This is a genomic window from Streptomyces sp. CLCI03, from assembly GCF_053615355.1.
In genome coordinates, this window is record NZ_CM132132.1 from 2,803,462 (window position 1) to 2,815,575 (window position 12,114).

Annotated in this window: 13 protein-coding genes; 6 read left to right on the forward strand and 7 right to left on the reverse strand. The window is 73.9% G+C overall.

Translation table 11 applies throughout. The features are described from left to right. The first annotated feature begins 120 nt into the window (after positions 1-120). Positions 121-1,107 (forward strand): XdhC family protein, encoded by a 987-nt coding sequence (locus ACWG52_RS12560; protein ID WP_453128698.1) that lies wholly within the window; start codon positions 121-123, stop codon positions 1,105-1,107. 177 nt (positions 1,108-1,284) lie between these two features. Here ACWG52_RS12560 and ACWG52_RS12565 read toward each other — a convergent pair whose 3' ends face one another. Beyond that, positions 1,285-1,608, reverse strand: coding sequence for a plasmid stabilization protein (locus ACWG52_RS12565; protein WP_389805709.1), 324 nt, complete (start codon positions 1,606-1,608; stop codon positions 1,285-1,287). 114 nt (positions 1,609-1,722) lie between these two features. On the opposite strand from ACWG52_RS12565, the gene ACWG52_RS12570 reads away from it, so the two are divergent. Next, positions 1,723-2,118 carry a DUF6479 family protein gene (locus ACWG52_RS12570; protein ID WP_389805712.1) on the forward strand — a complete coding sequence of 132 codons (396 nt, stop codon included), beginning with the start codon at positions 1,723-1,725 and terminating at the stop codon, positions 2,116-2,118. 43 nt (positions 2,119-2,161) lie between these two features. Here the strand turns inward: ACWG52_RS12570 and ACWG52_RS12575 are convergent, their stop codons facing one another. Together ACWG52_RS12575 and ligD are read right to left on the reverse strand one after the other, a co-directional pair. Further along, entirely contained in the window at positions 2,162-3,046 is an 885-nt protein-coding gene (locus ACWG52_RS12575) for an ATP-dependent DNA ligase (RefSeq protein ID WP_161294763.1), read from the reverse strand. Continuing rightward, entirely contained in the window at positions 3,046-3,972 is a 927-nt protein-coding gene (gene ligD, locus ACWG52_RS12580; RefSeq protein WP_453128700.1) for a non-homologous end-joining DNA ligase, read from the reverse strand. The genes ACWG52_RS12575 and ligD overlap by 1 nt, the downstream gene beginning before the upstream one ends. A gap of 31 nt (positions 3,973-4,003) precedes the next feature. On the opposite strand from ligD, the gene ku reads away from it, so the two are divergent. Next, on the forward strand, positions 4,004-5,161 hold the full coding sequence (ku, locus tag ACWG52_RS12585; RefSeq protein ID WP_389805718.1) for a non-homologous end joining protein Ku: 1,158 nt from the start codon (positions 4,004-4,006) through the stop codon (positions 5,159-5,161). A 314-nt stretch (positions 5,162-5,475) separates the two neighbouring features. Here ku and ACWG52_RS12590 read toward each other — a convergent pair whose 3' ends face one another. Continuing rightward, positions 5,476-6,279 (reverse strand): nuclease-related domain-containing protein, encoded by an 804-nt coding sequence (locus ACWG52_RS12590; RefSeq protein WP_453128701.1) that lies wholly within the window; start codon positions 6,277-6,279, stop codon positions 5,476-5,478. Between the two features lie 186 nt (positions 6,280-6,465). On the opposite strand from ACWG52_RS12590, the gene ACWG52_RS12595 reads away from it, so the two are divergent. From ACWG52_RS12595 to ACWG52_RS12605, 3 genes are all read left to right on the forward strand, one after another. Then, positions 6,466-7,122: a hypothetical protein gene (locus tag ACWG52_RS12595; RefSeq protein ID WP_453128703.1), complete on the forward strand. Its 657-nt coding sequence runs from the start codon at positions 6,466-6,468 to the stop codon at positions 7,120-7,122. 109 nt (positions 7,123-7,231) lie between these two features. Continuing rightward, entirely contained in the window at positions 7,232-8,011 is a 780-nt protein-coding gene (locus tag ACWG52_RS12600) for a hypothetical protein (protein ID WP_390166272.1), read from the forward strand. A gap of 50 nt (positions 8,012-8,061) precedes the next feature. Beyond that, a complete protein-coding gene (locus ACWG52_RS12605) occupies positions 8,062-9,300 on the forward strand; it encodes a histidine kinase dimerization/phospho-acceptor domain-containing protein (protein ID WP_389806140.1) in 1,239 nt (412 codons plus the stop codon). Positions 9,301-10,057: 757 nt separating this feature from the next. Here ACWG52_RS12605 and ACWG52_RS12610 read toward each other — a convergent pair. From ACWG52_RS12610 to ACWG52_RS12620, 3 genes are read right to left on the reverse strand one after another with little or no spacing between them, the layout of a single operon-like run. Further along, positions 10,058-10,327: a hypothetical protein gene (locus ACWG52_RS12610; protein ID WP_389805731.1), complete on the reverse strand. Its 270-nt coding sequence runs from the start codon at positions 10,325-10,327 to the stop codon at positions 10,058-10,060. Positions 10,328-10,337: 10 nt separating this feature from the next. Continuing rightward, positions 10,338-11,051 (reverse strand): TetR/AcrR family transcriptional regulator, encoded by a 714-nt coding sequence (locus ACWG52_RS12615; RefSeq protein ID WP_033218783.1) that lies wholly within the window; start codon positions 11,049-11,051, stop codon positions 10,338-10,340. A gap of 55 nt (positions 11,052-11,106) precedes the next feature. Then, positions 11,107-12,036: an AurF N-oxygenase family protein gene (locus ACWG52_RS12620; protein ID WP_033218781.1), complete on the reverse strand. Its 930-nt coding sequence runs from the start codon at positions 12,034-12,036 to the stop codon at positions 11,107-11,109. Positions 12,037-12,114: the final 78 nt, after the last annotated feature.

Consider the following 12,114-nt stretch of genomic DNA (forward strand, 5'->3'; position numbering starts at 1 on the left):
CTGTGGGATTTGGGGGGTGGGGTCGGGTGCGCCGCGTGGCTACGTTGGAGGTGAGGCCGCACGGTGCCGCTGGGCCGGTGCTCTGGGGCGTGCTCTGGCGATCGGGAAGGGGCGGCGCGGATGCGTGAGCTGGTGGAGACGGCGCGGCAGTGGGCGGCCGAGGGGCGGGCCGGGTTTCTGGCCCGGCCCGTGACCGAGCAGGGGTTCGGGCCGCGGGATCCGGCCGGGGCCGTGCTCATCGACCCGCGGGGGGAGTGTGTCGGCACGCTCTACCGCGGGGTCTTCGACGCCGAGCTCGCCGCCGAGGTCGCGGCCCTGCCGCCCGGGGTCACCGCGCGGGTGTGCGAGGTGTCCGTGCGGGCGGCCGAGGCCGTGGCCGCGAGGCTGACCTGCGGCGGGCAGGCCGAGGTGCTGCTGCAGCCCCTCGCCGCGATCCCGGCCGCGTGGTGGGAGCTGCTGGGCGACGGGGTCGGGGTGGCGTTGGTGACCCGGCTGAACGAGGCCGCCGACCAGGCCACCAGTGAGGCCGTACGGGCCACGGACGCGCCCGGTGACGATGCCGGGCGGCGGGCGGGCGAGCTGCTGGCGACCCGGCGGGCCGGGCGGGACACGTTGTACGCGGAGTCGGGGCTGGTGCTGGTCGAGGCGTTCCCGTCGGCCCCGTACGTGGTCATCGGCGGCGGCGGCGAGCTGGCCGAGATCATCGAGCGGCAGTCGCTGCTGCTGGGCTGGGAGGCCGTACTGGTCACGGGACCGGAGGAAGCCGGCAAGGTGCTGGAGGCGCGCCGGGACGCCGCCTGCCTGGTCATGCTGAGCCATGAGGAGTCGTTCGACGTGCCGACGTTGCGGGTGGCGCTGACCCAGGAGGTGCCGTACGTCGGCGCGCTGGGCTCCCGCAAGACCACGGCCCGGCGGCGGGAGGGGCTGCTCGCGGCCGGGGTCACCGAGGCCCAACTGGCGCGGGTGCACGGCCCGATCGGCCTGGACCTGGGCGCCCGTACCCCGGCGGAGACCGCGCTGGCGATCTGCGCCGAGATCCTGGGGGCGCTCGGGGAACGCAAGCCCGCCGTCGCCCTGCGGGACGCCGACGGGCCCATCAACGCCTAGGCCGTCTCTTTCGGATCTTGCCGGGCCCGGCCCGCCCGGCACGGCACCTCGCCGCGTTGTCGGGGCACACGAGTACGTCCAGTACACGAGCGCCCCTCCGCCTTGCGATGCACCGCACCGGACGACCCGTGCCCATCCGACAAGATCCGAAAGAGACGACCCAGCCGGGACGGACCGTCACTCCCCCAGGGCGCGCTTGAGCTGCGTCTTATTCATGTCCGAGCGGCCGTGGATGTTGCGGCGCCGGGCCTCGGCGTAGAGCTGTTCGTACGTGGGGCCCTGCGCGCCCGAGTGGGAGTGCAGGCCCCCGCGCCGGGACGAGGAGATGTCCTCGATCGATTCCCTGCTCGCGGTCCTGGATTCGCCCGCCCGGGCCCGTTCCTTGTTCACCGTCCGGGCGGCGATCTCCTTCGCCTTCTTCTCCGGCTCGCCGCGCTCCTCCAGGCCTTCCTTGATGTGTTCGTACTGTCGTTCGCGCTTCGGGGACGATCCGCGGGGCATGGTCGGCCTCCTTCTCGTTCGGCGGGTACGCGCACCAGGCGTGTACCCCGGATGGCCCACGGCATCCAGGCCATAGCGGAGCATTTCGGACCTGCGTGCGGGAGCATGGTCCGTATGGACACGACCCTGAGCGTGGACGCGACCCTCGCCGACATCGCCTGGTTCCTGGTCGTCGGCATCCTCGTCGCCGGCTTCCTGCTGGGCGGCTTCCTGCTGGGCAAGAGAGTGCGGAACCACGAGCCACCCCCGCCCACCGCCGAGAGCCAGCCCCACCTGCCGGAGGGCGGGGCGGTCTACGAGGTCCGCGAGGAGCGGGACCAGGTGGAGATCCCCGAAGGGGGTCTACGGCCGCACGAGATGCAGGGCTACGGGAACTTCGGCTCCACCACCTCCGCCCATCCGGACGAGGTCCGGGCGGAACGGGAGTCCGGATACAAGCTGCCGGAGGGCCCGGGACCGCATCCACAACCGGGGTCTCCGCCGGACTCCGGGCGCGGCGCACACGCCTGACGCACCCACTTCGACGGCCTCTGGCCCGCGCCTCCCGCGCGGGTCAGAGGTCTGTCCGTAGCCGGAGCACCTCCGGTGGCGGATGCCGGGCCGAGGTGTGCCGGACCTCCGCCGTGAGCGGTGGGTCGAGCGCACGGAAGGGGACCTCCCCGAGCCCGATCGCCGTGACCGTGGCCAAGGAGGGCGAGGCCGCGCCGCGCTCGGCCACCTCGGCCGCCACCTCCGCCCGCAGGGCCGCGCTCAGCGGGCTCGACACCAGCGGGGTCTCGTCCCCGACCGGCAGGACGAGCACCAGGGCGAGCGGCCGGCGCGGGGTGCCGGTGTAGCCGACCACCGCCGCGTCGCGGACGTCGGTGTGCCGCAGCTTCTGCCAGCCGCGCCGCCCGGCCGGGTAGGCCTGGTCCAGCCGTTTCACGACGAGGCCCTCGATGCCGCTGGCGGGCAGGGTCTCGTACCAGGTGGCGGCCAGTTCCGGATCGGTGGTCATCGGCACCGGCTGCAGCGGCGGGCCCAGGGGCAGCAGCAGGTCGACGAGGAGGGCCCGGCGGCGCTCGTAGGGGCGGCCGCGCAGGTCCAGTCCGGCCAGTTCCAGCACGTCGAAGGCGGCGTAGGAGGCGGGCAGGCGCTGCGCGAGGACGGCGGCCCGGGCGGCGGTGGCCGCCGCCCGCCGCTGCACCAGGGCGAAGTCCGTCCGCCCGGCGTGCCAGACCACCACCTCGCCGTCGAGGATCGTGTCGGCGGGCAGCAGCAGCGCGGCGGCGGCCAGGTCGGGGAAGGCGCTGGTCACGATCCGGCCGGAACGCGCCTGGAGCGTCACGTCGGTCGCCGAGCGCAGCACGACGAGCCGGTGGCCGTCGAACTTCGGCTCGTACGCGAGTCCCGCCCCGCGCGGCAGGGTGCGTACGGCGGCGGCCAGCGCGACGCGGATCACGGCCGGGCCCCGATCCCGGTCCCGGTCCCGCCCCCGGTCCCGGGCAGCGGGCGGGCGTGCTCGGGGTCGGTCAGCGGGGCGAAGAGGTCCCCGTCGCGGGCGAGCCGCGATGCGATGTCGTCGGCGAGGAGGACCAGGGCGGAGGCGCTGCGGCAGGCTTCGACCTCCGCCCAGGAGACGGGCGCGGACACGGTCGGCCGGGGCCGCGCGCGCAGGGTGTAGGGGGCGGCGGTGGTCTTGGCGGCGGCGTTCTGGCTGTGGTCGACGAAGACCTTGCCGGGGCGCAGCGCCTTGGCCATGCGGTGCACGATCAGCTCGGGAAGCGCGCGTTCGGCCTCCTGGGCGAGCTGCTTCGCGTACGCGGACACCCTCTCGGAGGGGGTCGGCTCCAGCGGTACGGCCAGGTGCATGCCCTTGGAGCCGGAGGTCTTGGCGTAGGCGTGCAGGCCGTCGGCGGCGAGCCGCTCGCGCAGCCAGAGCGCGGCGGCGCAGCACTCGACGACGGTGGCGGGCGGGCCGGGGTCGAGGTCGAGGACCATCCGGTCGGCGAGGGCGGGGTGGCCCGCCGTCCACTGGGGGGTGTGGAACTCCACGACGAGGTTGGCGGACCACATGAGGGTGGCCAGGTCGGCGACGACCACCTGGGCGGCGGAGAGGTCCTCGGAGCGGGGCACGGGGGTGGTCCTCACCCAGTCGGGTGTGCCGGGCGGCGGGTTCTTGGTGAAGAAGAGCTGGCCGTCGGGACCGTCGGGGTAGCGCAGGAAGGACACCGGTCGGTCGTGGATGTGGGCGAGCATCGGGCCCGCGACGGTGGCGTAGTAGTGCAACACCTCGCCCTTGGTGAAGCCGGTCTCCGGGTAGAGGACCTTGTCGAGATTGCTGAGCGCGATGCGACGGCCCTCCACCAATGTGATCGGCGTCATACGATGAGACTGCCACGAAACAGGAGGAACCGTGCGATCCATTTGGAACGGGGCGATCTCCTTCGGCCTGGTCAGCATCCCGATCAAGCTCGTGAACGCCACCGAGAGCCACTCGATCTCCTTCCGCCAGATCCATGTCAATGACGGCGGGCGCGTCCGGTACCGCAAGGTGTGCGAGCTGGACGGGGAGGAGGTGCCGAGCGCGGAGATCGGCAAGGGGTACGAGGAGGCCGACGGGTCGATCGTCCCGATCACGGACGAGGACCTGGCGCAGCTGCCGCTGGCGACCGCGAAGACGATCGAGATCATGTCGTTCGTACCGGCGGAGGAGATCGATCCGCTGCAGATGGACGCGGCGTACTACCTCGCGGCGAACGGGGCGACGGCGGCGAAGCCGTACACGCTGCTCCGGGAGGCGCTCAAGCGGAGCCGGAAGGTCGCGATCGCCAAGTACGCGCTGCGGGGGCGGGAGCGGCTGGGCATGTTGCGGGTCGTGGACGACGTGATCGCGATGCACGGGCTGTTGTGGCCGGACGAGATCCGGGCGCCGGAGGGAGTGGCGCCGGAGGCCGACGTGACCGTACGGGATGCCGAACTCGACCTGGCGGACGCGCTGATGGCGACGCTGGGAGAGGTGGAGATGGCCTCGCTGCACGACGACTACCGGGAGGCCGTGGAGGCTCTCATCGTGGCGAAGTCGGGTGGGGCGTTCGAGCCGACGGAGGCCGTGGTGGAGCCGGCCGGCGGGCAGGTGATCGACCTGATGGCGGCGTTGGAGCGGAGTGTGCGGGCCGCGAAGGCTTCCCGGGGGGAGGCCGACGGGGGCGGGGAGGGCGAGGCAGAGGGCGCGGGAGCGGGAGCGGGAGCGGCGGAGGCCGAGGTCACGCCGATTCGGCGGAAGGCCCGGGCGGGGGCGGGGACTCGTGCGGGTACGGGCGCTGCCGCGCCGAAGGCGGTCGGCGGGAAGAAGTCGACGGCGGCTTCGGCCAAGAAGACGGCGGCCTCGGCCGCGACGAAGAAGAAGACGACCACGGCCGGTGGCAAGTCGGCGACGGGCAAGTCGACTTCGCGTACGACCAAGACCGCGGCGAAGAGCACGGCCAAGACCGCCGCGGCGAAGAAGACCGGCTCCGGTGCGGCGGCGTCCGCGAAGAAGACGGCTGCACCGCGGAAGCGGACCTCCGCCTGAGCGGGGCGGTGCCGGTGCCGGGCCGGGCGGTGCCGGTGCCGGGCCGGGCGGTGCCGGTGCCGGGCCGGGCGGTGCCGGTGCCGGGCCGGGCGGTGCCGGTGCCGGGCCGGGCGGTGCCGGTGCCGGTGCCGGGCCGGGCGGTGCCGGTGCCGGTGCCGGGCCGGGCGGTGCCGGTGCCGGTGCCGGGCCGGGCGGTGCCTGCGGCGCTTTCCCCTACCCGCCCCTTCCCGAAACCGGGGCTCCGCCCCGGACCCCGCGCCTCAAACGCCGGCAAGGCTGGAATGGGTACCTCATTCGCCGGCGAGGCTGGAATTTCAGGTGGGGGGCAGCCAGGTGGTGGTGTCTCGGGCTCGGGCGAAGAGGGCTCCGATCTCCGGGGGTTTCAGGGTGGTCGGGGACGCCGTGAGGCTCGGTGTCGCCGTCGGGGGTTGGAGGATGCGGATGTCGCGGACCGTGGGGGCCGTCTCGACCCGCGAGGCGTCGACCACCGCCAGCGCCGGGGTGACCTCGGAGGCCAGGGCCGCCGTGGCGAAGGCCGCCACGCGGCGGATCCAGCGGGGGTCCGGGCGGGGTTCCGCGCGGCCCACCGTGAGCAGGAGGTCACCGACCACGGCGCGCTGACGGCGGCCCGGGATCGTACGCACGCAGAAGATCCCCGCCGGGCCGATGAGCAGGTGGTCGATGCGGCCCAGGCCCGGCAGCGGGACGCAGTGCAAGGCCCGCCAGCCTTCCGCTTCCAGGGCGTCCAAGGAGTCGCCCATCCGCTGCTGCGCGGTCAGGTCCTGGCGCAGTCGGTGCCGGGCCCTGGTGCCCGCCGGGCCGTGTTCCAGTTCGCCCAGCAAGGTCTCGCCGGGGCGGTTGGGGGCCAGGTCCGCGTCCGGCGACAGCGCGAGACGGCGCAGGTCGGAGGCGGTGGGGACCGGGGGCGGGCCGATCGCGACCGTCCCGCTCAAGTAGGGGCGGAGCACCGCCAGGATCGCCTCACGGTGGTCGTCCGCCAGGACGCTGATCCGGTTGGCCTGTCGGTCGTACCAGCCCACCGCCTGCCCGTCGGGCAGGTTGACGTACAGCCGGCCGCGGCCGGGCCGGCCGCTCGGCAGTACCTTGAGTCCGCGCATCGCCCTCACCCCCGCCGTCCATGGGAGCAGCCGGGGCGCCGCAGGGCAATCCCTCGGATGTGTAACGACTCCGACGGAGGGTTGCGACTCCGCTGTTACACGAACGGGGCGCCGCCGCAACGGCCGAGCCCTAGGTTTGACCCACCTGGATGGCCCAGGCCCTGACCGGCATCGAAGGATTTCCCCGTGAGCACCGTCAGCCGCCGCACTCTCGTTCGCGCCGCCGCCGTGACCGCCTGCGCCGGAAGTCTGCTGGCGCTGCCCACGGCCGTCGCCCTGGCCGACGGGGTGCCCGCCGCCTCGTCCGCGCACTCCGCGGCCCCGCGGTCGATCCTCGTCAAGAGCCTCGCGCTCGCGGACGGGGTCTCCACGGCGAAGGTGTACCGCACGGCGAACGGGGCCTACCAGGCCGAGATCCTGGGGGCCGACGGCTCCAAGGCGGCAACGCTGACGAGCCGTGACGGGGTCACCGCCTTCGGCGGCTCCGGGGACCTGCACGCCGCGTTGGACTCCTCCGGCCGGCTGAGCTCCTGGATGGGGGACGTCCCGGCCCGGGGCGCCGACCACACGCTGGCGGGCGACGGACACAAGACCGGGACCCGCGACGAGGCCCGTGGTGACGCACGCGGCGGGCAGGTCGTCCCGGCCTCCGGTCCGCGGAAGTCGAGCACCGGGGGCACCCACGCCGTCGCCGAGGGGTCCGGCGGTGGGCGGCGACTGAGTACGCTGGCGGACGGTCCGGGTGACGGCGTGCTGCTGCTCGCCGCCGCGGGCGGCATCGCGGCGGTCGGTGCGGCCGGGCTGGGATTCGCGATGCTGCGCCGGGGACGCACGGACAGCTGAGACCTCAGGGTAAATATCGGATGTTCCACCGCATATGGTTGACGTGATCGAGCGTCGGCTTATCGCGGGCAGAAGGGCACGGGGAGCTGTGAACAGAATGCGCTTGCGCGTGCCCGCGCGCCCTCTGCTCCCCCTCCTCGCACTGGTTCCGCTGCTGGCGGGCTGCGGGGACACGGGCGGGCTGGTGAGCGCCGGCTCCACGCCGACCGCGAGCGGGCCCGTACATCTGTGGCCCGACCGTCGTGGCGCGACCGTGCCGCCCGCCGATCCGGGTGGCGCCCCGCCCGAGTACGTCAAGGGGATCCCGCCGGTCCGCGACCAGGACGTGCACGCCGTCGACCCGGTGGCCCTCGTCCAGGCCGAGCTGAGCGCCCATCCGAACACCGGGGTCGGCGCGGACGGCATGCCGCCGCGGACGGCGGCCGCGATCCGGGAGTGCGCGAAGGGCGCGGACAAGGACGAGGAGGAGCCGGAGGCGTGCCCGGTGCTCAAGCCGTACTACCGGGACCTCACGGGCAACGGCAAGGACGAGCTGATCGTCGGCATCGAGTTCCCGGACAAGATGATGTCCGTACGGGTCTACACGGCCGACCCGGACGGACGGCTCAACCGGATCATGGCGACCACCGAGACCGTCATCACGGTGGAACTGGCCGGAGGCGACGTGATCCTGCGGGTGCCCAGCGGCAACCGCGGATACGAGCTGATCACCGCCTGGTCCTGGGACGAGAAGCAGCTGACCATGCTGCCCACGCGCGAGCAGATCGTACGGGTGCCGGGCAACGGGCAGGGCCCTGGCAACGGGCAGGGGCCGGGCAACGGGCAGGGGCCGGGCAACGGGCAGGGCCCTGGCAGCCGGGAGCCCGCGCCCGTGCCGGGCCGGCCGTGACGCCCGGGGGACCCGCGCGGTCCTCGCGGCGTTCGCGGCCCCTGCGACGGCTGCGGCCTGTGCGGCTGCCTTCCTGGACGGCCACGCTGACCTGGAAGTCGGCGTGCTTCATCGTGGTGATGTGCTGCTCGCTGGCGGCGGTGCTGGGCGCGCTCGTGCACGTGGAGGTGACCCGGCAGACGGTGGCCACGGCACGGGAGAAGGCCCTCGGGAAGCTGCTGGAGGTCTCGCGCGCGTACGAGGCGGGCGAGCCCCTTCCGCGCGGTTCCTGGCTGGACCCCGTCGGGCTGCCGCCGGAGCTGCGGGCACTCGCCGTCAGCGGGCGCCGGGGGACGCTGGTGGCGGACCACCGGGGCCGGCCGACCATGTGGGCGGCCGGCCCGGCGGACGGCCGGGCGCTCGCGACGGCCGTCGACTACGGGCAGAGCGCCCGGACGATCAGCGGGCTGGACAACGCGATCATCGGGTCGTCGCTGCTGGCGATCGGCGGGACGCTGCTGATCGGCGCGTTCGCGGTGACCCGGGTGACCCGGCGGCTGCACCTGACGGCGGCGGTGGCCCGGCGGATCACCCAGGGCGACCTCGACGCGCGGGTGAACGACCCGCGTACCCGGACCCCGGCACGGCACCAGGACGAGGTGGCGACGGTGGCGGCGGCGCTGGACACCATGGCCGGGAGCCTGCAGTCGAAGCTGGAGAGCGAGCGGCGGTTCACCGCGGACGTGGCGCACGAGCTGCGCACTCCGTTGACGGGTCTGCAGGCGGCGTCGGAGCTGCTGCCCGAGAGCCGGCCGACGGAACTGGTGCGCGAGCGGGTCCGGACGATGCGGCAGCTGACCGAGGATCTGCTGGAGATCTCCCGGCTGGACTCGGGCAGTGAGGTGGTGGAGAGCGATCTGCACCAGTTGGGGCGGCTGGTACGCCGGGTGGTGCGGGCGTCCGGGACGGACACGGAGGTGGTCGTCGTCCGGGACGCGCACGTGGAGACGGACCGGCGGCGGCTGGAACGGGTGCTCGGGAACCTGGTGGCCAACGCCCACAAGCACGGGCGGGCGCCGGTGGTGCTGACGGTGGACGGGCCGGTGGTGACCGTACGGGACCACGGGGACGGGTTCCCGGCATACCTGGTGGCGCACGGGCCGCAACGCTTCCGCAGCGGGGGTGGCAAGGGCCACGGGCTGGGGCTGACGATCGCCGTGGGGCAGGCCGGGGTGATCGGGGCGCGGCTGGAGTTCCTGGAGGCGGAGGGGGGCGGGGGCCTGGCGGTCCTCACCCTGCCGGGTTCCTAGCCGGAGGCTCGGCGGGGTCCGGGGGCCGGTGCTCCACGGGGTCCGCTCCGCGGCGGCCTGGGCTCTGCGGGGTCCGCTCCACGGGGTCCGGGGCCGGGCCTTCGCGGGGCTCGGCGGGGTTCCGGGGGCTCGGCCGGGCTCGGCCGTGAGGCGCGGTCGGAGCGGGCTTCGGTCGGGGCCGGGTGTGTGTCGGGGCGTCTCCTCGGGCGCCGAACGTGACGAGGCGTCGGAACGTCGGGCGGCAGTGTGTTCGGCGCCCTGCGGGGATCGCCCCGGCACACACCCGGCCCCGACCTCCGCGCCCTGCCGGGTTGCTGGCCGGAGGCTTCGGCACGGGGTACGTGACGGGGGCTCCCCCGTGGGCGGAGGGTGGGGCCGGGTGTGTGTCGGGGTGTCCCCGCAGGGCGCCGAACGCCTTGCCGCCGCGCTTTCCGACCCCTCGTCACGTTCGGCGGCCGAGGAGACACCCCGGCGCGCGCCCGGCCCCACCCGGAGCCCCGCCCCAGCCGCCCACTGCCCCGCCCCGTGGTACCCGGCTTCGGCCCGAGCACACCCCGCACCCCGGCCGAGCCCGCGGCAGCGCACCGCACCCCGGCCGAGCCCGCAGCAGCGCACCGCACCCCGGCCGAGCCCGCAGCAGCGCACCGCACCCCGGCCGAGCCCGCAGCAGCGCACCGCACCCCGGCCGAGCCCGCAGCAGCGCACCGCACCCCGGCCGAGCCCGCAGCCGAGCCTCCGGCCAGGAACCGGCCCGAGGTCAGGTTTTCGGGGGCTTCGTCCAGGGCCAGCGGGGTTTCGGCTTGGTGCCCGTGGGGCGGAAGTCGTACTTCCATCCCTTCTGGAGGCCGAGCCGCTTGGAGTACCCCGCCGGGACGCGTTCGTACAGCAGGATCGTGGGCGGGCCGCCGTCCGGTGCCGGGACGGGGATCTCGTACCACTTCGGGGGGTGTCCGGTCGGGCCGAGGAGGACGGGGAGGACCCGGCCGTCCATCGGGCCGCCCTCGAACGGGGTCGGTTGGCTTCTCACCCCACCAGTGTCACAGCAGGTGGGCGGCCTCGGACACCACGGGGACGACGCGGCGGGCCAGGACCCCGACGGGGCCGTCCGGCGATTCCAGGGCGAGGGCGGCCCGGGCGGCCGCGGCGGTTTCCGGGTCGGTGGCGGCGGTGGCCGTCAGGAGGGCGATGAACTGGTCCAGCAGCCAGTCCCGGAGGTGCTCGACCTCGGGCTGTTTGCCCTCGTCGATCCAGATGAGGGAGGCGGCCTCGACGGCCGTGATCCACGTACGGACCATCATGCGCAGCCGGGGGCCGGGGGTCGGGACGCCCAGGTGGACGAGGATCTGCTCGGCGGCGGCCCGCCGGATGCCGTCGACCGTCGCCGTCGTGCGGGAGGTCTCGACGACGCTGCCGCCCTGGAGGAGGGCGGCGAAGCCGGCGTCGTGTTCGTCGACGAAGGCGAGGTAGCGGTCCAGGGCCCGGGACAGCCGCCGGGTCAGGGGTCCCTCCTGGGGTTCGGCGAAGCACAGTTCGAGGACGTCGGCCGCCGAGCGGAGGGCGGCCTCGTAGAGCTGCTGCTTGCCGCCCGGGAAGTAGCGGTAGACGAGCGGGCGGGACACTCCGGCGGCCTCGGCGACGTCGTCGAGCGAGACCTCTTCCGGTGCCCGGTGCGCGAACAGCGAGAGGGCGGCGTCGAGGAGTTGGGCTCGCCGCTCCTCGACGCTCAGCCTGCGGTACGCGCGTACGGTCATGACCGCAGGGTAGCCCCGCGCACGTCGGACGGGTGGGTGTCCGGCCGATCGGGGTCTACGCCAACAGCCCCGAGCTCTGCCAGAGCCTGCGGCCGACGCCGCGCAGGACGCCGATGTCGTCGAGGAAGTCGGTGAGCCGCTTCGCGCCGCTCTGCATGACCTCGCGGCGGTGGCCGCTCGCCTTCACCTGGGCGACGGCCTCGCGGCGGTCCAGGCCGACGTTGTCGTAGACGGCCGGGTTGACGAAGGCCAGCGAGAAGACGCGGGCGGCCTCGCCGCAGCTGATCCGGGTGAGTTCCTGCTCCCAGCGCGGGGCGGTCAGCATCTGGCGGCGCAGTTCCTCGCGGGCGTAGCGAACGTGCCGGGCCTCCTCGATGACGTGGATCCGGGTGACGCCGCGGACCAGTGGCTGGACGCGCTCGTCCGGGAAGGTCAGGCGCTGCATCCAGTCGAGGATCTCCTCGCCGAGGAGGGTGCAGGCGAAGGAGCCGGGGGTGGTGGAGATCGTCTTCAGGATCCGCGCGAGGTTGTGGTTGACGCGGGAGACGGGGTACTCGGGGGCGCCGGCCTTCTGGATCATGCGGGCGAACATCATCGAGTGGCGGCACTCGTCGGCGATCTCGGTGAGTGCGTAGCGGACGTGATTGCTGGTCAGGGACTTGTCGTAGATGTGCCGGACCATGAGCTGCATGAGGATGATCTCGAACCAGATGCCGAGGGAGCCGAGCGCCGCCGCCTCGTGGCGGGAGAGGTCGATGCGCTGCTCCTCCCCCATCTTCTTCCACAGCGGGGTGTCGTAGAGGGAGAGCAGTTCCGGTGGCCAGTAGTACTTGCCCTCGATCGGCGGGGCGTCCCAGTCGAGTTCCTTGTCGGGGTCGAAGGAGTGCTTGGCCGAGGATTCGAGCAGGCGCTCGGCTATCTGCTCGCGGTCCTTGAGCAGGCCGAGGGCGTCCTGGAGCGCGGCTCGTTCGGTCACGGTGGTCATGGGTTCGGACACCTCGTCGTCGAGTTACCGGCTGTCACTTCTTATGAGACTGCCTGTCAGCAAGGTCGTCAATCCCTC

Excerpts from the sequence above, each read along its gene's own strand:
- ACWG52_RS12570 (WP_389805712.1), top strand. The coding sequence starts at position 1,723 with ATGGACACGACCCTGAGCGTGGACGCGACCCTCGCCGACATCGCCTGG.
- ACWG52_RS12620 (WP_033218781.1), bottom strand. The coding sequence starts at position 12,036 with ATGACCACCGTGACCGAACGAGCCGCGCTCCAGGACGCCCTCGGCCTG.
- ACWG52_RS12615 (WP_033218783.1), bottom strand. The coding sequence starts at position 11,051 with ATGACCGTACGCGCGTACCGCAGGCTGAGCGTCGAGGAGCGGCGAGCC.
- ligD (WP_453128700.1), bottom strand. The coding sequence starts at position 3,972 with ATGACGCCGATCACATTGGTGGAGGGCCGTCGCATCGCGCTCAGCAAT.
- ACWG52_RS12560 (WP_453128698.1), top strand. The coding sequence starts at position 121 with ATGCGTGAGCTGGTGGAGACGGCGCGGCAGTGGGCGGCCGAGGGGCGG.
- ACWG52_RS12590 (WP_453128701.1), bottom strand. The coding sequence starts at position 6,279 with ATGCGCGGACTCAAGGTACTGCCGAGCGGCCGGCCCGGCCGCGGCCGG.
- ACWG52_RS12565 (WP_389805709.1), bottom strand. The coding sequence starts at position 1,608 with ATGCCCCGCGGATCGTCCCCGAAGCGCGAACGACAGTACGAACACATC.